This is a genomic window from Pectobacterium fontis (assembly GCF_000803215.1).
Taxonomy (GTDB): Bacteria; Pseudomonadota; Gammaproteobacteria; order Enterobacterales; family Enterobacteriaceae; genus Pectobacterium; species Pectobacterium fontis.
Window position 1 is genome coordinate 184,184 of record NZ_JSXC01000034.1, and the last position, 19,903, is coordinate 204,086.

Genomic DNA, 19,903 nt, shown 5'->3' on the forward strand with positions numbered 1-19,903 from the left:
CTGCGTCTCGTGTTCGCGGGACGCAATTGTTATCTCCTGTTTTTCCCACGCGTTTATCGATATATCTACTTTTACTGTGAGCTTACCTTCTACAAGGTAACCGCCTGTTTTTCTGTCGATAAAACAGACTTTTTGTTGTGAAAATACGCGTCTTGGATGCGAATTGTTCAAACGAACACAAGGTGGGAAAAATTGTTTGACTTATAAGTCTGGGAAAGTAATATGTGCGCCACGCAGTACCGGTGAGCACTAGCAAGAAGTTGTTAGTCGCTAATCAGGTAATGTAAGGTGAGGTGGCCGAGAGGCTGAAGGCGCTCCCCTGCTAAGGGAGTATGCGGTCAAAAGCTGCATCGAGGGTTCGAATCCCTCCCTCACCGCCATTTAATATGCATCCGTAGCTCAGCTGGATAGAGTACTCGGCTACGAACCGAGCGGTCGGAGGTTCGAATCCTCCCGGATGCACCATTAAATACCGCCTTTGCAAGGCAAGTAGTAGTGAAAGTAAGTTTATCGTAGATAAAGAATTATTAATGCATCCGTAGCTCAGCTGGATAGAGTACTCGGCTACGAACCGAGCGGTCGGAGGTTCGAATCCTCCCGGATGCACCATATTTCGATATGGATGAGGTTGTTATCTTGCTCTTATAATCAGCCTATATGGCCTATAAGAACAAGGGAGGAAAACGTTGCTTTAGCAACGGCCCGCAGGGCGAGGCGAAGCCGAGTAATCCTCCCGGATGCACCATTCTTAAGTATCTCGTTACTCACCCCCAGTTTTCTGCACCACACTCTGCATCCGTAGCTCAGCTGGATAGAGTACTCGGCTACGAACCGAGCGGTCGGAGGTTCGAATCCTCCCGGATGCACCATATTTCGATATGGATGAGGTTGTTATCTTGCTCTTATAATCAGCCTATATGGCCTATAAGAACAAGGGAGGAAAACGTTGCTTTAGCAACGGCCCGCAGGGCGAGGCGAAGCCGAGTAATCCTCCCGGATGCACCATATTCTGATGTAAATACAATCCCTTCCAACTATCCTTTACCTACTTGTAGTGCGATAGCATCATTGTGCTCTCTTGCTGATATCAGAACGATATTTCTCTCATCACGTTCGTACCTTAATTCTTGCCTTCTATCCGGTCTGTATACCGATATTGAATCGGTGAATAAATAAAGGTTTTCTTACCACTATGGTAGTAATAACCTGTTTTTTATAAGGTTATTGAGTAAGCGACAACGTTTTCACTTTACGATAAAGTAAGCTCTCTTTTCAGTGATCATGGAGTCATGATGTACGATCGCTATCAAGGGTTGATCTTTGATATGGATGGCACTTTGCTCGATACGGAACCGACGCATCGTAAAGCGTGGGATCGGGTTCTTGCCCGATATGGTATGCGTTATGATGCCAGCGCCATGACTGCATTGAACGGCTCGCCTACCTGGCGTATTGCGCAGCGTATTATTGACAGCCATCAGTCTGATATTGATGCTCACCAACTGGCGGCGGAAAAAACGGCAGTGGTTGAAGAAATGCTGCTGGATACGGTAAAACCTCTACCGCTGATTGATGTGGTTAAGCATTATCACGGTCGGCGCCCTATGGCGGTTGGCACGGGGAGCACGCATGCCATGGCGGATAGGTTGCTAATGCATTTAGGGTTGCATGATTATTTTGATGCGATTGTCGGGGCTGATGATGTTATTCAGCATAAGCCTTTTCCCGAAACCTTTTTGCGTTGCGCAGCATTGATTTCCGTCGCACCGGAACAATGTATTGTGTTTGAAGATGCAGACTACGGTATTGAAGCGGCTAAGCGAGCGAACATGGCCGTGGTTGACGTCCGTACGCTGTGAGTGAGTTCTGGGCCATTTTTTCTCTTTTCTGGAGCAGCCTGCTCAGTGCAACACTGTTGCCCGGCAGTTCGGAAATCCTGTTGGTGACATTATTGCTTGCTGATAGTGCAAAACCCTACCTGTTGATCGCTGTGGCAACGGTAGGCAATACGCTGGGCGGGTTAACAAATATTTTTATAGGGCGCTTACTCCCTCAGCCAAAACAACAAGCTGGGTATACGGTAGCTATGCGCGGGTTACAGCGCTATGGCTGTGCTGCGCTGTTATTGAGCTGGGTGCCGGTAGTAGGCGATTTATTGTGCGTGTTAGCGGGTTGGTTACGTATGCCCTGGGTGAAATCGGCGATTTTTATCGGTATTGGAAAAGCGCTGCGGTATATCGTATTGGCAGGTATAACGTTACAGGGTATGGCGTGGTGGTCTTAACCAGATTGCAATGCGAACTGGTGAGTGCCGCTGAGTTTCAATTATGCTTACAACCATTACATTTTAACAACGGGAGGTCGATTTGATCCCGGACATTTCAGAAGCACTTTCTTGGCTGGAAAAACACCCACTAGCAGTGAAGGGGATTCAGCGTGGAATTGAACGCGAAACATTGCGCGTAACAGCAAATGGGCATCTTGCTACGACAGGGCACCCCGAGATATTGGGTTCGGCGTTGTCGCACCCGTGGATTACGACAGACTTTGCCGAAGCGTTGTTGGAGTTTATTACGCCGGTTGACGGCGATGTTGATCACCTGCTGACGTTTCTACGCGATATTCATCGTCATGTTTCCCGCAATCTGGGTGATGAGCGGATGTGGCCGTTGAGCATGCCGTGCTTTATCGACAGCGAGCAAAATATCGAACTGGCGCAGTATGGTTCATCGAATGTTGGTCGCTTCAAAACGCTTTATCGTGAAGGGCTGAAAAACCGCTATGGCGCGTTGATGCAGACTATTTCCGGCGTGCATTATAACTTTTCTCTTCCTTTGTCATTCTGGCAGGCTCGAGAGGGGGTGACTGATGCAGAAAGCGGGAAAAAAGCGATTTCTGCGGGATATTTCAGACTGATCCGCAACTATTATCGCTTTGGTTGGGTGATCCCTTATCTGTTCGGTGCTTCTCCGGCGATCTGTTCTTCGTTCCTGAAAGGGCGGGAAACCGCACTGCCGTTTGAGCGTACGGAAAAAGGCATGCTTTACCTGCCTTATGCGACTTCTCTGCGGCTCAGCGATTTAGGCTATACCAACAAATCACAGAGCAATCTGGGGATTACATTTAACGATCTGGATACCTATGTCGCTGCTTTAAAACGCGCGATAAAAACGCCGTCTGAGGATTATGCTCGGGTTGGTATGAAGAAGGATGATCGTTATCTACAGTTGAATACCAATGTCTTACAGATTGAAAACGAACTCTATGCGCCGATTCGTCCGAAGCGTGTAACGCGTGCGGGAGAAACGCCATCTGATGCTTTGTTGCGTGGCGGAATTGAATATATCGAAGTGCGATCGTTGGATATTAATCCGTTTTCTCCGACTGGTGTGAGTGAAAGTCAGGTGCGTTTCCTGGATTTATTCCTGATCTGGTGTGCGTTGGCGGATGCGCCGGAAATGAGTGCCGATGAGCTACTGTGTACGCGTAAAAACTGGAATCGAGTGATTCTTGAAGGTCGTAAACCAGGACAAACGGTGGGGATGGGGTGTGAAACTATCCAGCAGCCGATTGCTGAGGTGGGAAAATCTCTGTTTGCGGATTTACGTCGTGTGGCAGAAGTGCTGGATGCGGAAAACAATCAATCGCACTATCAGCAGGTATGCGATGAACTGCTTGTTGGTTTTGACGATCCAGAAACGACGTTCTCTGGTCGACTATTAACGTTGATGAAGCAAGAAGGCAATGGTAGCGTGGGGCTGAATCTCGCGGAAGAATACCGCAAGGTTCTCAGCAACGAACCGTTGCAGGTGTTGACGGAAGAACAATTGGCTGCGGCGAGTGAGCGATCCTGGCAGCGTCAACGTCAGATTGAATCTGAAGATACGATGAGTTTTGACGAGTATCTGGCGGCGAATTAAAAAGAAAAGGCCACAGAAACTGTGGCCAAATAAACATCTCGAATAGGGATGATGATAATAAATGCGCGTCTTTCAGTAATTCAGACTCGCATAAAAAAGAAAAGTTTCCTGGAAACGAGAAAAAATAAATTTTTCTATGAGGAGGTGGCATTATGCCATTACTAGATAGCTTTACCGTTGACCATACCCGTATGGCCGCGCCCGCCGTTCGGGTGGCTAAGACCATGAAAACCCCTCATGGTGACGATATCACGGTATTTGACCTGCGTTTCTGCCGTCCGAATATTGAAGTGATGCCGGAGCGCGGTATCCATACGCTAGAGCACCTGTTTGCTGGTTTCATGCGCGATCATTTAAACGGCGATGGCGTTGAAATTATCGACATTTCTCCGATGGGATGCCGTACTGGCTTCTACATGAGCCTGATTGGCACGCCGGATGAGCAGCGAGTGGCCCACTCCTGGAAAGCGGCGATGGCTGACGTCCTTAAGGTCACAGACCAGCGTAAAATCCCTGAGCTGAATGAATATCAGTGTGGCACTTACGAGATGCACTCGCTGAAAGAAGCGCAGGAGATCGCTCAGCACATCGTGGATCATGACATTGGTATCAACCAAAATGACGATCTGGCATTGCCGAAAGATAAGCTGGCTGAGCTACATATCTAGTTTGTTCTGTGTGATGAAATACAAAAGAGAGCCGAACGTTGGCTCTCTTTTTTTGTGTTTGTGAACGAGTCAGACGACGAGAAAATGCTGTATAACCCGGCTACCGAAGTAGGATAGTGTCAGCATTAATGCCCCGAGCAGGCTGAACCAGACGACGCGTCGACCCCGCCACCCTTCATGGTAATGTCCCCAGAGCAACAGAATATAGATGAACCACGCAAACAGGGAGAACACGGCTTTGTGCAGGTTCTCTTTGTTATCGATCAGATCATCCATATAAAACAAGCCAGTACAGAGCGTCAGTGTGAGTAAAATCACGCCAATCTGCGTGATATGAAACATTTTACGTTCAATGCTCATCAACGGCGGCATGTCAGCGGCAAATCCCAGCTTTTTATTCTTGAGCAGATAATCAAGCCAAGCGAGCTGGAGCGCGTACAGGGCGGCAATCAACAGGGTGGCATAAGAGAAGAGCGCCAGCCCGATATGAATCATCAAACCCGGAGACGCTTCCAGATGCGTGATGAATTCACTTGGCATGAAGCTGGCGAAGGCCAGATTGATTAGGGCAAAAGTGTAGACGATGGGAAGAATAAACCAGCCGCGATCGCGCGTGGCGACAATCGTCATCACCGTACAGATGATGAGGCTGACCAGCGAACCGATGTTTAGCAGGCTCAGGTTTTGACCGACCTGAACATCGAAAATGCGTTGATAGAGCGCCACCGCATGGCAGATTAGCGCAGCGCTGGCCGAGAGTATTGCCAGCCGACGATATGCACTGTTCTTGCGCAACAGACTGGGGATAATCAGTCCGAGGCTGAGTGTGTAGGCGACAAGCGCCACAATAGCGAAAACAGACATACAAATGGGTTATTCAATATCAACTAGGTAAAATAGAGAATCAGTATAGCGTTAGTCGCCGTGGGCACCAACAGTTCTCCGTCAGCAGCGCTGAGATCGTTCCTGCTTTTGTGTATAATCTCTTCCATTCGTGTCGCGCTGGCGGCCTGTCTTACGTTGAGCATGGGATATGTTTGAAAATTTAACCGATCGACTCTCGCGCACATTGCGCAATATCAGCGGCCGCGGGCGGTTGACTGAAGACAACATAAAAGAAACGCTGCGTGAAGTGCGTATGGCATTGCTGGAAGCCGACGTAGCGTTACCCGTGGTACGTGACTTTATCAATCGCGTGAAAGAACGTGCTGTTGGGCATGAAGTTAATAAAAGTCTGACGCCGGGCCAAGAGTTCGTCAAAATTGTTAAGAACGAACTCGTCAGCGCCATGGGAGAAATCAATGCCGAGCTAAATCTTGCCGCGCAGCCGCCAGCGGTTGTTCTGATGGCGGGTCTGCAAGGGGCGGGTAAAACGACCAGCGTGGGTAAGCTGGGCAAATTTCTGCGTGAAAAACAGAAGAAAAAAGTGCTGGTGGTTTCTGCCGACGTCTATCGCCCTGCGGCAATTAAGCAGTTGGAAACGCTGGCGCAGCAGGTGGGCGTCGATTTTTTCCCGTCAGATGTTAAGGAAAAGCCGCTTGCGATTGTAGAACGTGCGTTACAACACGCTAAGCTGAAATTCTACGATGTCTTGTTGGTCGATACCGCTGGTCGTCTCCACGTCGATGACGCGATGATGGACGAAATCAAACAGGTTCATGCGGCGATTAAACCCGTTGAGACGCTGTTTGTGGTCGATGCCATGACAGGGCAGGATGCGGCGAATACGGCGAAAGCCTTTAATGAAGCGCTACCGCTGACCGGTGTTATCCTCACCAAAATTGACGGTGACGCCCGTGGCGGTGCCGCGTTATCTATCCGCCATATCACTGGCAAGCCGATTAAATTCCTTGGTGTCGGCGAAAAAACCGAAGCGCTGGAGCCGTTTTACCCTGAACGCGTAGCATCGCGCATTCTCGGTATGGGCGATGTGCTTTCGCTGATTGAAGATATTGAAAGCAAGGTCGATCGCACTCAGGCAGAAAAGTTAGCGAAAAAGCTGAAGAAGGGCGATGGGTTTGATTTGACCGATTTTCTGGATCAACTCAAGCAGATGCGCAACATGGGCGGCATGGCGAGCATGATGAGCAAAATGCCCGGTATGGGGCAATTGCCTGATAATGTGAAATCGCAAATGGATGACAAGGTGCTGGTGCGTATGGAGGCGATCATTAATTCGATGACGCTTCAGGAGCGCGCCAAGCCTGAGATTATCAAAGGATCGCGCAAACGCCGCATCGCGATGGGTTCTGGCATGCAGGTGCAGGACGTGAACCGCCTTCTGAAACAGTTCGATGATATGCAACGCATGATGAAGAAGATGAAAAGCGGTGGTCTGGCGAAAATGATGCGCGGAATGAAAGGGATGATGCCACCTGGATTTCCGGGGCGCTAATCACTGAAATCAGTGGTGTGGATAAACTCTTGGCGTGATTACACGCTTTAGATTGCTTTTTGCGCCAAAATGAGTAAAATTTTCGGGCTTTTTATATGACATACTGGGCTCCGTTCCTCGATGGGGCCCAGTTGTTTTATTCACTAAAGAGGATGTTATGGTAACAATTCGTTTGGCTCGTGGCGGCGCGAAAAAACGCCCGTTCTATCAAGTAGTCGTGACCGATAGCCGCAATGCGCGTGACGGTCGTTTCATTGAGCGCGTAGGTTTCTTCAACCCAATCGCATCAGGTCAAGCAGAAGCACTGCGTCTGGATCTGGATCGTATCGAGCATTGGCTTGGTCTGGGTGCAACTGTGTCTGATCGCGTATCTTCGCTGATCAAAGACGCTAAAAAAGCAGCATAATCTGTTGCGGTGGTGATAATGAGCAATCAACTCAGCCCAAAACCTCCCGTTAACCCGATTGTGATGGGGAAAATAGGGTCGGCATATGGCATCCGAGGTTGGCTCAGAGTGTTTTCATCCACCGAAGATGCTGAGAGCATTTTTGATTATCAGCCTTGGTTCATCCAGAGCAAAAGCGGTTGGCAGCTTGTCGAGATTGAAGGCTGGAAGTATCACAATCAGGATCTGATCATCAAAGTGAAAGGTGCTGATGACCGTGATGCGGCTAATTTACTGACCAATTGTGAGATTGTCGTAGATTCGTCACAACTGCCCGATCTGGGCGAAGGTGATTATTACTGGAAAGATCTTATTGGCTGTCAGGTCGTGACCGTAACCGGTTATGAGTTGGGAAAAATCATCGATATGATGGAAACCGGCTCGAACGATGTGATGGTGATAAAGGCTAACCTGAAAGATGCCTTCGGCGTTAAGGAGCGGCTGGTTCCGTTCCTCACCGAACAGGTTGTGAAACGCGTCGACCTTTCTACTCAAACTATTGAAGTAGATTGGGATCCTGGTTTTTGAGCTCTGAATCGACCAGTAGTACCCAGCGGAACGAGACTATGTGGATTGGGGTGATTAGCCTGTTTCCAGAGATGTTCCGGGCAATTACTGATTACGGAGTCACTGGCCGGGCAGTTAAAAATGGCCTGCTGAACGTACAGTATTGGAGTCCTCGTGATTTCACTTACGATCGGCATCGCACCGTGGACGACCGGCCTTATGGCGGCGGCCCCGGAATGCTGATGATGGTGCAACCTTTACGGGATGCAATCCACGCAGCAAAAGCAGCGGCAGGTGAAGGCGCGAGAGTGATTTATTTATCACCTCAGGGCCGTAAATTAGATCAGCAAGGCGTACGTCAACTCGCTACAAACCAGAAGATGATTCTGGTCTGTGGACGGTACGAAGGGATTGATGAGCGCGTAATTAAAACCGAAATCGATGAAGAATGGTCGATAGGGGATTACGTACTCAGCGGTGGGGAACTGCCGGCGATGACCCTGATTGACTCCGTTGCCCGCTTTATACCGGGCGTTTTGGGGCATCAGGCTTCAGCAGAAGAGGATTCTTTTGCTGATGGATTGCTGGATTGTCCACATTTTACTCGCCCTGAAATACTGGAAGGCATGGACGTTCCGGCAGTGTTACTGTCTGGCAACCATGCGGAAATACGCCGCTGGCGATTGAAGCAGTCGCTGGGCCGAACCTGGCTTAGAAGACCTGAACTTCTGAAAAGCCTAGCTCTGACTGACGAGCAAACAAGGTTGCTGGCTGAATTCCAACGTGAATATCAGTCTGAGCAACAAGAGTATTAGGTGGTTACGCCGGTTAACCGACGAACCCAACTATCAGTTTACCTAGGGTAAGAGACATATTATGAGCAACATTATTAAGCAAATCGAAGACGAACAAATGAAGCAGGACGTACCTGCATTTCGTCCGGGTGATACCGTAGAAGTGAAGGTATGGGTTGTTGAAGGTAGCAAAAAACGTCTGCAGGCATTCGAGGGCGTGGTTATCGCTATTCGTAACCGCGGTCTGCATTCTGCATTCACTGTTCGCAAAATTTCTAACGGCGAAGGCGTGGAGCGTGTATTCCAGACTCACTCTCCTGTAGTTGACAGCATCGCTGTTAAACGTCGTGGTGCCGTGCGTAAAGCCAAACTGTACTACCTGCGTGAGCGTACTGGTAAGTCTGCTCGTATCAAAGAGCGTCTTAACTAAGATAGCGCTTTCGCAACATCCGAAAGTTGTTATTTTTCAAAAGCCTGGCTTAATTGCTGGGCTTTTTTTTATCTCGATGTCCACATTATGTCCACGGAAAAATAAAAATTAGGGGGCATCGTTATTTCATGGGCGTAAAAAACCCGCTTTCGCGGGTTTGTAATATGGCTAATCAAATCCAGAGTGCTCCCTGATTTGACCGATCAGGATGTGGCGGGACGGGCTTAATATCGCCTGGCATCATGATGATGTCGGCGATAGTTTCCAATGATTTGAATGTGCAACTGCAATTAATATTCTGGCACTGGTGGTAACGTTCTTTTGTTTTGTTCGTAACGTAGCGACTTGATCTAGCGTGTGCCGCATGTTGGCACAATGGGCAGTGCATCATAAGAATCACCTATCCTGTATAATAATGTACGCATTATAGATAAAAACATTAAACTTAAAAATTTAAACTTAATGTTATTTTTTTAAGATTCCTCGTCGCTTTCATACTCAACATCAGACAGCAGCACCTCTAATTCCAGCGCGGTAACGTATCCTGAATTACTCAAATTGTGCGTCACTTTTGAGATAGTCCACGGCTGTTCGTCGATCACCTGTTTAAAGCCACTGACCTGAACGGGCGTTTCTGGGAACAGGTCAGCACGCCCCATCGCTAGTGTGATAGAGAACTCCGCGACACCGCGCTGTAACTTGTCCCATTCTGCCGTTGCCTTACGAATGGCCTGTTCTTTGGTCGCAAAAACCGTAGTTAGTGCCAGCACGTTTTCATCGGTGCCGACCAGATAATCACCCTCGCGGGCTTCCGGCGCTTTCTTTGCCTTTTTCGCTTTAGGGTGTGGCTCCTGTGGTTGTGCTCCCTGATGCAACAGCACTTTTTTCTGACGCTTTACCTTTACCGTTTTTGGCTTTTCGGGCTGCGGCTCTTTGGTATGCAACCAGCTTGCCGTGACGCCTGTGTACGCGCCCCGGTCTGCGAGGCTAAAACTGTGCTGATCGCCGTCGCTGCGTTCGATAATTTGCTGCGGGATAGGTTTTCCACTGGCCGTCTTCCCCGTTCCGGGGCGGATAAACAGCAAACGCCCGGCTTTGATCGCCACAATCGCCCCGTTGCGCTCAGCCAAGCGCGTAATAAATACCGCGTCGGTTTCCTGAGTCTGGTCGATGTGCGGAATTTTTATCCCCGCGAATCCGTCGGCCAGCATCGGCGCAAGGTTGTTACGCTTCGCCACCTGTTCAACAATCGCCCCCAGCGTGGTGTCGTGATACGACAGTTCACGCCGCGAGTTCAGCGACCCGCGAAAATCGGCACTCCGCGCCCGGATGGTCAGCGTATCCGGCGTGCCACGGTGTTCTATTTCATCCACCGTAAAATCCCCTTTGCCGATCAGCGCTTCACCTTCCCAGCCCAAAAATACCGACAGCACCGCGCCCCGGCGGGGTAACTGCAACAGCCCGTCGCTGTCGTCCAGCTCGATGTCGAGCTGGTCGGCCTCAAAGCCCCGGTTATCTGTCAGGCTCAGTGATAGCAGGCGCGGGCTGATAACGGTTGTGATGTCCTGCTCATTGAGGCGCAGCAGGTATGCGGGAGCGATTTTACTGCCAGCGCGAACATTCAGCGGGTTAATCATGCGAATAATCCCCCGATGGCGGATTGCGCCTTGTTTGCTATTTCCCCGGCGCTGCCGATCAAGCCCTCCGCCTGCTGGCGTAAATCGCCCAGCATCGCAGACAGTGACGAGTCAACGCGGGTCAGCGTGATGGTAAACTCAATCCGCCGCGCCCGGCCATCGGGGAAAAAATCAGTTTTCGTCTGGCTGATGCTGTTCACCACGAATACGCCGTAAATGGTGCCGCTTCCCTCAATCAGCGGCCATGCCCGCCCCTGATCGGCCATGGTTTCCAACATCAATAATGACAGCGTTCCGCCTGTGATTTCCGGCAGCAGCTCCCCTGACAGCGTGATTTTTTCCTCTTCAATGCCTAAGAACTGCAACGCCGGACGCTGGCCGACGCGGCTGTTTGACGGCCAGCGGTAATCAACGTTGCGCTGCATGTTCTGGTACGGCAGGGTCTGGAGTTGGAACACAAACAGCCCTAATGTGAGCATCATCGGATTAGCCTCCCTGATAACTGTATTGACTGAATGCGCGTGACCGCGCCGCCCGTTCCCGCTGTTCAAGCTGGCGCGTCACTTCCTGCGCAATGTCCTGTGCACTCTGGCCGGGCTGGGCAACAATACTGATCGGCGCGTGAATGCTGACCGGGGACGAGGCCAGGCTGGCCTGAACCGTCGGTGCTACCGGGCGATAGGCCGACATGTTCATAGCAGCAGATGCCATCGCGGCGGTGTTCCGGCGGCTGGTGACATTGACCGGACCTTCAACGATTTCCGGGCCATGCTCACCGACGACAGCAAACTCCCCCAACGGGACGCGCCCCCCATTGTCATATGCGCCGCTGTACCTGTCAGCAATCGCCTTTGCATCGTTGCCCTGCGGTGTCGGGGCGTGACTCACCCCAACCTTGAGCGCGGCGGCTTCTTCCGGCGGCAGGATGCTGTCAGCGGTGGGGAGCTTCCTCGATTTCTCGTCAACTAGCCCTAACTTTTCCAGCAGCCACGTTACGCCGGATATCAATGATTTCAGCGGCACCATCGCGATATCAATCCCCTTAGCCACCATGTCGCCAAACCGTTTCCCCATATTCGCCGCACCGTCCAGCTCGGCGGCAGTGGATTTTACGGGGGTCAGCAAATCACCGAACCAGCCAAACAAGGCTTTCACTTTATCGCCTATCCACGTAAAGACAGGCTGTAGCGGCTCAAACGCGGCGATAATAGGCGCACTGGCCGCAACGAATCCCTCGACCACACCACCGATGAATGCCTTGATAGGCTCCCAGTATTTCCAAATGAGAAGCGCCCCGCCAACAATCGCCGCGACGACCAGACCAACTGGAGACAGCAATACACCCAACGCACTTCCAATGAACATAATTCCAGTACGCAATAATGCGAGCGGTGACGTAAACAGCCACATCAGCACTCGACCAAACCCTGACATTGCTCCCCGGATAACAGTCAGCGGATTAGATACCGACCCCAGCCCGACGCGCAGCAAACCCGCCCCGGCGACGAGGGCATTAATCCCCGACATAACCGGCCACACAACCAGCCCGATCCCCCCCAGCACCGTAATCAACGCCGCTGCTGCCCCAGCTACCATGACTATCTGCCGCGCTAGTTCAGGGTTTGCCGTTACCCATTCATTGACGCGGTTCAGCCATGCTGTCGCCGCCTGCGTGAGTTTTCGCAGTATGCCGTCGTCGTCATTGAACAATTTAAAACGCAGGCTGGCCATCGCGCCCTGAAGCCGCCCGATATCCCCCTGTAAATTATCGCGCAGGGTATCGCCCATACGGTCAGCCGCCCCGGACACGTCGCCCAGCTTATTCTCGGTTCCGGCCAGTGCTGACAAAAATTTCGGTATCTGGTCAATCGACAGGTCTTCAATCGGCGTACCAAACAGGGCGATAGCGGCATTTGCCCGTTCTGCCGGATCTTTGATTTTCAGCAGCCCGTTGGCGGTTTTCTGCATCGCGACCCGTGCCTTATCGCCGCCGCTAGCAATCGCGGTAGACATTTTGGCAGCATTGAGTCCGGCGGCGTCATAGGCTTCAATACTCGCCTTTGACATATCCGACCCGCGAATACTGAACTCTTTCACCGCATCGCCAGTCTTGTCGAGTGCAAACTTGCCTTGCTGCGCCATATCCACTAACAGTGTCATGGCTTCTGAACCGCTGAACCCCATGTTGCGGAAGTGGGTTGAGTACTCGTGCAGGATCTCCGGCAGTTCGCCACGCATCTGCGCCGACACGCGCTGCATCCCGGATACCATCAAGTCAAACGCCTCGTCGCTGTTCTTAGCGAGGCCATTTTTCATCATGATGGCGGCGATCTGGATGCTCTCCGCCGCATCACTGCCAAGCGCCGTTTGTACGTCAATCGCTTTACGCGATATCCGCGCCAGCTCGGTTTCTCCCACGTCCCCCAACGCACCGAGCGTGCTGCGTGCAGCGGCTACGGCATCGGCTATCTGATTGATATCGTTGCTGACACCTGACGCGTTAACCTCTTTGATAACGCGGGTATACTGCTGTCCGTCTGTCGCATTCCCACCCGTCTGCGCGGCAATGCGCGCGCCGTGTCCGTCAGCCTGCACAGACGGTGCAATCAGTTGGCTTCCGGCATACAGCGCGGCTGAACCCAGACCAACCGCAGCGGCACTGGTATTACGCACTCCGGCGGTAATTGCCTTCCCCCGCTCATAACGCTGATTAACCCGGTTTAGCCGCTCTTGCTGCTGACTTACTCGCGCCAGCGCTGCCCGTTGGCGGTTCAGGGTGTCGGTAGCAGCCGCAATATCCGTTCTGAGTTGACGCTCTGCCCCCGCCAGATTACGCGTATCAATACCCGCTTCACGCAAAGCGCTACGCTGGTTCTGAACAGACAACCGCAAGCGGTTTTGTTGCGCCTGCAACTCTGCCGCTTTTTTGCGAGCCTCTTCCAGTGCTTTAGTTTGGGCGCGGGTCGGGTTGGCGGTATTGCGGAACGCTACTGCCAACGCGGCGGCGTCGGCTTTTGCCTGTTCCAGCGCCCGGCCTGTACTCGCCAGTTGCGCGCTGGTTTTTCTGAACCCCTCAATACGCCCGGCCTGTGCGTTCAGGTTTTTCAACTGCTCCTGTGAACCCTGAATTTCACCGGACAGTGTGCGTGCCGCATCCTGCACCGCCCGAAAGGGACGGGTTGCTTGATCAACGGCGCGCAGCAATACACTGAGTTGTAGACTGTTACTCATGGGCATGTTCGCTGCGTTTGAGCGCTTTATCGCGCCACAGGATTAACTCGGTTAATGTCATGGGGTACATTTCGGAGGGTGGCCAGTGAAAAATCACCGCGATATCCGCCATCAGCTCATCAACCGTCAGGCTTCGTGGGAGGTTCCCTGTTGCGATTTCGGCGTCAAAAAACCGATCACCTTGCCCGCGATGGTTATCATATCCGGCAATTCCATGCGGGTGATTTCGGCCTCGGTCAATGCCGGGAGGGTCATACGCGGCAACACTTTAATCATCGCGTCTACGTCAGACCCTGCAAGGGCTGCAAGGCTGACACCGCGCAGTGTCCCGGCAGTCGGTTTAATCAGGGTGACCGTTTCGACCAGGGTATCTCCGCGTTTGATTGGGGTTTCCAGTGTTACCACGTTGTCGTGTTCGTTCATGATGTTGCCTCTGTGTTCAGATAGAAAATAGAAAGAAGACAGCCAGCACCGTGCTGGCCGATAGGGTTACGCCAGACCGATTGCCCGACGGTGTTGCTCCATCGTGTCAACGCCGACAACACGCTCAATCATGTTGATGGTGTCAATCTCGATCATCTCTTTGCCGTCAATGGTCAGCTTGTAATAGGTGCATTGGGTCGAAACCTTGGTTTCAGTAGCTTCCCCCTGTTTACTCTCGCCGCCGTCGATTTCTTTATGACGGCCACGCATCACTACTTCAACCGCCGAAATTTCCCCTGTGTCGTCACGCTGGTATGACCCGGTAAAGCGCAGCAGCACTTTATCTGCGCCCGGTGCAGCGTACTGGCGCCACAGGGTTTCGTCAGCAAAACCGCCGAGCGTCCATTCCATCGCCAGTGCGTCATCATCCAGCCCAAAATCAATCGGCGCGGTGCCGTTCATGCCACCGCCGCGATAGTTCTCCAGCTTGCGCGTCAACTTAGGCAATGTAACGGCGGTGGCGACACCCATGTAGCTCATGCCGTCATTGAACAGATTCATAAATTTCAGGTTACGAGGCAGTGCCATAGTGCGTTAGCTCCTTAGCTGTTAACCGACGCGGCCAAATTCACCAGATATTTATCAGTGATGCGCTGGCGCAGGGTGAGATTTTCCAATGGGGGAACGGGGGTATAGTCATAATCGATATACAGTTTCCCGGCCTTGAGCGTTTCCTTATCGTTGGCGGTGTCGTCATACCAGCAATCGGCATCAATGATGTAGCCGTTAGATTTCAGCTCACGGAATTTGGCCTTGATACCTTCGATAATGTCTTTGATTAGCGTCGCGGTAACGGGCTTATCGACTGCCCACATGTGCGCTTCGGCCATCGTATCGGCCAGCACCTGCGCGGTGCGGGTGTAGTTCTCAAACAGGAACAGCGGATCGTCAGAACAGGTGCGGTTACCCCAGAAGCGGAAGCCGTCTTTACGAACCAGCGTGGTGACACCCGCTTCATTCAGTAAATCCGCATCGGTGCCGGGTGCCTGCAAATCCCAAAATACCGACGCGCTGATGCCCGTCACGCCGTTCACGCCGACGTTAGACAGGGTTTTATGCCAGCCTGTATCCTGGTCGATTTTGGCACGCAGTCCCAGAGCGCGAGCGGTGGCATACGCCGTGGCGCTGGCATTGGACGTGGTGTCCCATGCGATAAAATCCGGCCAGATCACCATCAATTCACGCTGGCTGAAATTATCGCGGTAGTTGATGGCGTCCGACAGGGTTTTACAGCCCCACGCACTGACGTAACCGAATGCGCGCAACGACTGGCAGATGGACGCTAACGCGGTGGCAACGGGTAACGAATCCAGCCCCGGCGCGCCAAGGATGCGGGGTTTTACGCCAGTGACGGCCTGCGCATCTAACAGGGCTTTCATCCCGGTGTATTTGCCGTTTTCGTCACTGCCGCCGATCACATTACTGATGGTTTCGGCCTCGTCTTTACCCTCAGCCACGCGCACCACAACGGTAACGGGTTTGGACTGGTCAGCGATGGCCAACAACGCAGCGGCCAGCGTGCCTTTTTTCCCGGCCTTGCCGACGGCAGACAGCACATTAGTAATCAGTACCGGGGTATTGAGGGGAAAGGTTGCCGCGTCGGCATCGGCGGCGGTACACACTATGCCGATAATGGCCGTTGATACAGTAGAAATGACGCGCGTGCCGTCGTTGACTTCGACGACCTGCACGCCGTGGTGGTAATCACTCATGAATGAGGCTCCGGCTAATAGCACGATTGCAGTGTCAGGAGCGGTTATTGTCTGGCGTGAGTCGAGTGTGGGCGAGTGATGCGGGTACGGTGACGACTGGCACAACAGCGAGGCAGAAAACAGGCATGAAAAAAGCCCACTGTCTCGCTAACAGTGGGCTTCGCTTTCCCTGATATATCATTATTTTTTAAAACCATTACATAATGACATTGTGGGTGATGATTTTATAAACGTTTATACAGATCGATTAGGCGTTATTGATCGGTTGTAACGATCAATATTCTAAAACCTCGGTTTTGGGGAGATAGATGGAATTGGTTCTATCGCATTTTTACGTGTTACGACGAATACAAATATCAACCCCGTTAATCCAGGCGATGTTATTACGTCAACACAAGATAAGCCGTCGCTAGCATTTTCGTCTGCTGATGTTGGCTATTCAATAACACTCGCAGCTACAGGTTCATGGAGATGTCTAGGTTATATCAATTCATCAGACGGAAAAGCAGCACGAACAACATTATTTCAGCGTGTTGAGTAGTGTAAAAATATCGGTTATTAAACAATCAACAACCGATAGCAAACCACATGATTACAGGATTATTAGGATGTAAAACGATACCAACATCTTGTCTATTCACATCAAAGCCGCGCCGCGTAACGTTCAATGCCTGCGCTAAAATACCGTCATTCTGACGTGCTGACTCATAGCCAGATGTACATTGGACATTAAACGCGGCGGTTGGAAATTCTATCGGATACAAAACTGGATACGCAGTCTCAGCACTATCAATAGCAATACGCCCCCATTGAATGATTAACCCGCCCGGCAGTTTTTGATGACCATTCTCAGCCAACAGAGCTTCCCCAAAACCGAGGTCTTGGGGCTTGAGGTTGATATCTGTTGAACCATCGAACGGCACGCCGTTAATTTTACGAGGGGTAGCCAGTTTAGTTGCGGCGGCAGCGGTTGCCGATTTCATCAGATAACGTCCATCGGACTCCGTTTTATTCCACGTATCAATGTCACCCGCCAATAAATTGACATCAGCCGATAACGGCTTTCCATTAATCTTAATCGAACGTAGTGCATATTTTTGCGAGGCTTGTGTATCTGTCAGCGCGCCAACATCTCCGGCACCCAGCGCGATATCTGCCGACAGCGCTTTACCGTTGACGGTACGCCCGGACGGCACACGGCCATTAGCGTTCGTGTTGGCGTTGGCCGCTGCTGTAGCGGCATTATTCGCGGCGGTGGTTGCTGCGGCGACGCGGGTGTCGGTTTCGGCTTTCGTGTATGCCCCGACATCCTCGGCACCCAGCGCGATATCTGCCGACAGCGCTTTACCGTTGACGGTACGCCCGGACGGCACACGGCCATTGGCGTTGGTGTTGGCGTTAGCTGCTGCCGTAGCGGCAGTGTTCGCGGCAGTTGTGGCGACAGAAACAGCCGTATCGGTTTCCAGTTTAGTATATGCCCCGACATCTCCGGCACTTAGTGTAATGTCAGCCGTCAGCGCCTTGCCGTTGACTTTGCGCGTCACGGGTACACGCCCATTGGCATTATCATTTGCCGCTTTCACCGCTTTTGGGGTTGCGGCCAGTAGCTCACTCTCACTGTTCGTCGCGCTGCTCAGTTGCACGAATCCTTTTGCCGTCAGTGTCCCGTCAGGATGTTTGCGACTCTTTTCATGCTCAGCCAGTACATCATCAACATAACCCCGCGTTGCCAGTACCACCGCCGGATCAATTTTCAGCGTCACGGCATCGGTACTGCTGACAATCAAAATCATGCGCACAGTCTGAATACGGCCGCTTCCCTGCTGTAATAGCGGTTTGTACGTCTCCGGGCAATTGGCGACAGCAATCAGATTACCTTCATCATCAAACAGGCCAACTTCCCGCACCCACCAACCGCCCTCATTTTCGGGGATCACCTGCTCGGCGATAATCTGGCTGGGGTTTTTCGGGTCAATGCTCAGGTTGTTGAGTGCCGCCCGGCGCTTTTCGTTAATCAGCGTGGTTTGTGCCGGGTTCGGGGTTGGCAAGACGCCGCCGCCGTCACCCACGGCCATCCGGGTGATGTTCAGACGACTCCCCAGCGTGGTGGCGTTAGCCAGTTTGGCCGCGCCGATATTGGTTAACAGAGCAAAATAGGTTGCACTCATGCGGTTACGCTCACGTTGTCGATTAAATGAAGTGCTGCCCCGGTCACATCCAGACCGGACACAGTAATGGTTTCAGGAAAATAGGGGTAAATGGTCAGGTCATCGCCGCCGTAAAGTGTGGCGGCAACATAGGCCGCGCCCTGCGTGTCGAGGTTAATATTCATCCCCAACAGGTGACGGGACGCGGGTTTGGCGTCAGCAATCAGCCGCTCCAGCTCGTAAAAGGTTTCTTCGGTGATGCCGCTGTCCTGCACGCCGATGTCTAGCCGGAACGTGCCTGGCTCTCCGCCGTTCTGAAACCATTCACTGATACGGATCAGATAACCAAACGGCTCCACCACGCGGCGCAATGCACCGATAGTGCCTTTATGACGATGGATAAAGAATGCATCACGGATCACCTGCCGTTTCACACTCTCCGGCCACGCCTCATCCCAGCGGTCAACGGAAAACGCCCACGCCAGATACGGCAGCAGGTGTGCCGGGCAGGTATCCGGGTTCCACAACTGGCGCAGCGGAACCGGTACGCGGGTAATCTCGGCACACGCGGTGGCGGCGGCGACTTCGAGCGCAGACGATCCGACAGGCAACAGACGGCTATCACTCATCGGCACCACCCACATTCAGCCGATAGCCGGAACAGTAGGACGCCTGCGCGGCGGTCAGCACGATATCAGCGGCGGGTGTCGTCAGTTCGACCCGTTGCACGCCTTCAACGTGCAGCGCAGCGTAAATCGCCGAGCGACGAATATCCCGCCCCAATCGGTGCTGCGCACTGATATAGGCTTTCAGCTTCTGTTCGGCGGCGGCACGCACTGGCTCCGCTTCGGGACTCCGATACAGATACAGCGTGGCGGCAATCTCATACGGTACAATCGCGGCGGATTGCACCGTTACCCGGTCAGCCACCGGGCGCACGTCTTCGCCGTTCAGCGCGGCGGTAACAATAGCGACCAGCTCCGGGCTGGCGCTGCCGTCACCCTCGCGTGACAGCACCGACACGGTGACGCTGGCCGGGCTGGGGCTGATAACCGACACATCGGCCACGCGCCCGTCGGCGCTGCGTCCGTGGTACTGGTAAGCACCAACCGACCCGGCAACGCTTAAACCCTCGAAAGACTGCTGAATGCGCAGGCGTAAATCGCTGTCGGACTCCATCAGGGCAGGTGTTGTCGGTAACGTTGAATCGTCAGCCGGGGTGATAACCAGACGGGTGACGCTAAAATTCGCGCCGAGCTGATCGAGGTCATCTCCCTGCGCAAAGGCTACCATCACGGCGCGGGCGGCTTCATTGACGCGCTGCCGCCACAGCAGTTCACGATAGGCGTTTTCCTGTAACAGCTTGACAAGTGGCTCTGATTCCAACGTCAGCGTACGGGCAACAGCGACGCGCTGGTCTTCTGGGTAGAGCGACAGCAGCATCGCCTTGCGCTCGGTGTAAATTGCCTCGTAGTCCAGTTCTTCCACCACGGCAGGCGCGGGAAGCTGGCTTAAATCAATCATCGCCATCGTG

Annotated in this window: 21 protein-coding genes and 4 tRNA genes; 13 read left to right on the plus strand and 12 right to left on the minus strand. The window is 52.5% G+C overall.

Going from position 1 to position 19,903, the window contains the following annotated elements; all coding sequences use genetic code 11:
* Window positions 1-287 precede the first annotated feature (287 nt).
* The 8 genes from OI69_RS12080 to luxS all read left to right on the plus strand — a co-directional run bounded on the left by OI69_RS12080 (window position 288) and on the right by luxS (window position 4,588).
* Window positions 288-380: transfer RNA gene (locus tag OI69_RS12080), tRNA-Ser, on the plus strand.
* A gap of 8 nt (window positions 381-388) precedes the next feature.
* Window positions 389-465, plus strand: a tRNA-Arg gene (locus OI69_RS12085).
* A 67-nt stretch (window positions 466-532) separates the two neighbouring features.
* Window positions 533-609, plus strand: a tRNA-Arg gene (locus tag OI69_RS12090).
* Window positions 610-792: 183 nt separating this feature from the next.
* Window positions 793-869: transfer RNA gene (locus OI69_RS12095), tRNA-Arg, on the plus strand.
* 423 nt (window positions 870-1,292) lie between these two features.
* Window positions 1,293-1,859, plus strand: a complete 567-nt coding sequence (gene yqaB / locus OI69_RS12100) for a fructose-1-phosphate/6-phosphogluconate phosphatase (protein WP_039350636.1) — start codon at window positions 1,293-1,295, stop codon at window positions 1,857-1,859.
* A complete protein-coding gene (locus OI69_RS12105) occupies window positions 1,856-2,284 on the plus strand; it encodes a YqaA family protein (RefSeq protein ID WP_039350638.1) in 429 nt (142 codons plus the stop codon). The genes yqaB and OI69_RS12105 overlap by 4 nt, the downstream gene beginning before the upstream one ends.
* An 82-nt stretch (window positions 2,285-2,366) precedes the next feature.
* Window positions 2,367-3,920: a glutamate--cysteine ligase gene (gshA, locus tag OI69_RS12110; RefSeq protein WP_039350641.1), complete on the plus strand. Its 1,554-nt coding sequence runs from the start codon at window positions 2,367-2,369 to the stop codon at window positions 3,918-3,920.
* A gap of 152 nt (window positions 3,921-4,072) precedes the next feature.
* A complete protein-coding gene (gene luxS, locus OI69_RS12115; RefSeq protein ID WP_039350643.1) occupies window positions 4,073-4,588 on the plus strand; it encodes an S-ribosylhomocysteine lyase in 516 nt (171 codons plus the stop codon).
* A gap of 69 nt (window positions 4,589-4,657) precedes the next feature.
* Here luxS and OI69_RS12120 read toward each other — a convergent pair whose 3' ends face one another.
* Window positions 4,658-5,452: a cytochrome C assembly family protein gene (locus tag OI69_RS12120; protein WP_039350646.1), complete on the minus strand. Its 795-nt coding sequence runs from the start codon at window positions 5,450-5,452 to the stop codon at window positions 4,658-4,660.
* 169 nt (window positions 5,453-5,621) lie between these two features.
* On the opposite strand from OI69_RS12120, the gene ffh reads away from it, so the two are divergent.
* From ffh to rplS, 5 genes are all read left to right on the plus strand, one after another.
* Window positions 5,622-6,983, plus strand: a complete 1,362-nt coding sequence (gene ffh, locus OI69_RS12125) for a signal recognition particle protein (protein WP_039350650.1) — start codon at window positions 5,622-5,624, stop codon at window positions 6,981-6,983.
* Between the two features lie 157 nt (window positions 6,984-7,140).
* Complete coding sequence (gene rpsP, locus OI69_RS12130; RefSeq protein ID WP_010285998.1) at window positions 7,141-7,389, plus strand: 30S ribosomal protein S16; 249 nt, start codon at window positions 7,141-7,143, stop codon at window positions 7,387-7,389.
* Window positions 7,390-7,407: 18 nt separating this feature from the next.
* Window positions 7,408-7,956 (plus strand): ribosome maturation factor RimM, encoded by a 549-nt coding sequence (gene rimM / locus OI69_RS12135; RefSeq protein ID WP_039350653.1) that lies wholly within the window; start codon window positions 7,408-7,410, stop codon window positions 7,954-7,956.
* A 38-nt stretch (window positions 7,957-7,994) separates the two neighbouring features.
* Window positions 7,995-8,750, plus strand: a complete 756-nt coding sequence (gene trmD / locus OI69_RS12140; RefSeq protein ID WP_039350655.1) for a tRNA (guanosine(37)-N1)-methyltransferase TrmD — start codon at window positions 7,995-7,997, stop codon at window positions 8,748-8,750.
* Window positions 8,751-8,811: 61 nt separating this feature from the next.
* The gene (rplS, locus tag OI69_RS12145) at window positions 8,812-9,159 is read left to right on the plus strand and encodes a 50S ribosomal protein L19 (RefSeq protein WP_010285987.1); all 348 of its coding nucleotides are present in this window, start codon (window positions 8,812-8,814) and stop codon (window positions 9,157-9,159) included.
* Between the two features lie 172 nt (window positions 9,160-9,331).
* Here rplS and OI69_RS19315 read toward each other — a convergent pair whose 3' ends face one another.
* The 11 genes from OI69_RS19315 to OI69_RS12190 form a co-directional block, all read right to left on the minus strand.
* Window positions 9,332-9,550 (minus strand): DNA-binding transcriptional regulator, encoded by a 219-nt coding sequence (locus tag OI69_RS19315; protein ID WP_072034295.1) that lies wholly within the window; start codon window positions 9,548-9,550, stop codon window positions 9,332-9,334.
* A gap of 82 nt (window positions 9,551-9,632) precedes the next feature.
* Complete coding sequence (locus OI69_RS12150; RefSeq protein ID WP_039350659.1) at window positions 9,633-10,796, minus strand: phage late control D family protein; 1,164 nt, start codon at window positions 10,794-10,796, stop codon at window positions 9,633-9,635.
* Complete coding sequence (locus OI69_RS12155; RefSeq protein WP_039350662.1) at window positions 10,793-11,278, minus strand: phage tail protein; 486 nt, start codon at window positions 11,276-11,278, stop codon at window positions 10,793-10,795. The genes OI69_RS12150 and OI69_RS12155 overlap by 4 nt, the downstream gene beginning before the upstream one ends.
* Before the next feature lie 4 nt (window positions 11,279-11,282).
* The gene (locus tag OI69_RS12160) at window positions 11,283-14,027 is read right to left on the minus strand and encodes a phage tail tape measure protein (RefSeq protein WP_039350665.1); all 2,745 of its coding nucleotides are present in this window, start codon (window positions 14,025-14,027) and stop codon (window positions 11,283-11,285) included.
* Window positions 14,020-14,139 carry a GpE family phage tail protein gene (locus OI69_RS20325; RefSeq protein WP_052198365.1) on the minus strand — a complete coding sequence of 40 codons (120 nt, stop codon included), beginning with the start codon at window positions 14,137-14,139 and terminating at the stop codon, window positions 14,020-14,022. Before OI69_RS20325 ends, OI69_RS12160 begins: the two co-directional genes overlap by 8 nt.
* A gap of 14 nt (window positions 14,140-14,153) precedes the next feature.
* Window positions 14,154-14,450 carry a phage tail assembly protein gene (locus OI69_RS12165; protein ID WP_052198366.1) on the minus strand — a complete coding sequence of 99 codons (297 nt, stop codon included), beginning with the start codon at window positions 14,448-14,450 and terminating at the stop codon, window positions 14,154-14,156.
* A gap of 66 nt (window positions 14,451-14,516) precedes the next feature.
* A complete protein-coding gene (locus tag OI69_RS12170) occupies window positions 14,517-15,038 on the minus strand; it encodes a phage major tail tube protein (RefSeq protein WP_039350671.1) in 522 nt (173 codons plus the stop codon).
* Between the two features lie 14 nt (window positions 15,039-15,052).
* Window positions 15,053-16,222, minus strand: a complete 1,170-nt coding sequence (locus OI69_RS12175) for a phage tail sheath protein (RefSeq protein ID WP_039350674.1) — start codon at window positions 16,220-16,222, stop codon at window positions 15,053-15,055.
* 566 nt (window positions 16,223-16,788) lie between these two features.
* Window positions 16,789-18,390, minus strand: coding sequence for a phage tail protein (locus OI69_RS20235; RefSeq protein WP_235319681.1), 1,602 nt, complete (start codon window positions 18,388-18,390; stop codon window positions 16,789-16,791).
* Window positions 18,387-18,998, minus strand: coding sequence for a phage tail protein I (locus OI69_RS12185; RefSeq protein WP_039350677.1), 612 nt, complete (start codon window positions 18,996-18,998; stop codon window positions 18,387-18,389). The genes OI69_RS20235 and OI69_RS12185 overlap by 4 nt, the downstream gene beginning before the upstream one ends.
* Window positions 18,991-19,899 carry a baseplate assembly protein gene (locus OI69_RS12190; protein WP_039350680.1) on the minus strand — a complete coding sequence of 303 codons (909 nt, stop codon included), beginning with the start codon at window positions 19,897-19,899 and terminating at the stop codon, window positions 18,991-18,993. The genes OI69_RS12185 and OI69_RS12190 overlap by 8 nt, the downstream gene beginning before the upstream one ends.
* Between the last annotated feature and the right edge of the window lie 4 nt (window positions 19,900-19,903).

Excerpts from the sequence above, each read along its gene's own strand:
- yqaB (WP_039350636.1), top strand. The coding sequence starts at position 1,293 with ATGTACGATCGCTATCAAGGGTTGATCTTTGATATGGATGGCACTTTG.
- luxS (WP_039350643.1), top strand. The coding sequence starts at position 4,073 with ATGCCATTACTAGATAGCTTTACCGTTGACCATACCCGTATGGCCGCG.
- OI69_RS12120 (WP_039350646.1), bottom strand. The coding sequence starts at position 5,452 with ATGTCTGTTTTCGCTATTGTGGCGCTTGTCGCCTACACACTCAGCCTC.
- ffh (WP_039350650.1), top strand. The coding sequence starts at position 5,622 with ATGTTTGAAAATTTAACCGATCGACTCTCGCGCACATTGCGCAATATC.
- rpsP (WP_010285998.1), top strand. The coding sequence starts at position 7,141 with ATGGTAACAATTCGTTTGGCTCGTGGCGGCGCGAAAAAACGCCCGTTC.
- rimM (WP_039350653.1), top strand. The coding sequence starts at position 7,408 with ATGAGCAATCAACTCAGCCCAAAACCTCCCGTTAACCCGATTGTGATG.
- trmD (WP_039350655.1), top strand. The coding sequence starts at position 7,995 with ATGTGGATTGGGGTGATTAGCCTGTTTCCAGAGATGTTCCGGGCAATT.
- rplS (WP_010285987.1), top strand. The coding sequence starts at position 8,812 with ATGAGCAACATTATTAAGCAAATCGAAGACGAACAAATGAAGCAGGAC.
- OI69_RS19315 (WP_072034295.1), bottom strand. The coding sequence starts at position 9,550 with ATGATGCACTGCCCATTGTGCCAACATGCGGCACACGCTAGATCAAGT.
- OI69_RS12150 (WP_039350659.1), bottom strand. The coding sequence starts at position 10,796 with ATGATTAACCCGCTGAATGTTCGCGCTGGCAGTAAAATCGCTCCCGCA.
- OI69_RS12155 (WP_039350662.1), bottom strand. The coding sequence starts at position 11,278 with ATGATGCTCACATTAGGGCTGTTTGTGTTCCAACTCCAGACCCTGCCG.
- OI69_RS12160 (WP_039350665.1), bottom strand. The coding sequence starts at position 14,027 with ATGAGTAACAGTCTACAACTCAGTGTATTGCTGCGCGCCGTTGATCAA.
- OI69_RS20325 (WP_052198365.1), bottom strand. The coding sequence starts at position 14,139 with ATGGCGGATATCGCGGTGATTTTTCACTGGCCACCCTCCGAAATGTAC.
- OI69_RS12165 (WP_052198366.1), bottom strand. The coding sequence starts at position 14,450 with ATGAACGAACACGACAACGTGGTAACACTGGAAACCCCAATCAAACGC.
- OI69_RS12170 (WP_039350671.1), bottom strand. The coding sequence starts at position 15,038 with ATGGCACTGCCTCGTAACCTGAAATTTATGAATCTGTTCAATGACGGC.
- OI69_RS12175 (WP_039350674.1), bottom strand. The coding sequence starts at position 16,222 with ATGAGTGATTACCACCACGGCGTGCAGGTCGTCGAAGTCAACGACGGC.
- OI69_RS20235 (WP_235319681.1), bottom strand. The coding sequence starts at position 18,390 with ATGAGTGCAACCTATTTTGCTCTGTTAACCAATATCGGCGCGGCCAAA.
- OI69_RS12185 (WP_039350677.1), bottom strand. The coding sequence starts at position 18,998 with ATGAGTGATAGCCGTCTGTTGCCTGTCGGATCGTCTGCGCTCGAAGTC.
- OI69_RS12190 (WP_039350680.1), bottom strand. The coding sequence starts at position 19,899 with ATGGCGATGATTGATTTAAGCCAGCTTCCCGCGCCTGCCGTGGTGGAA.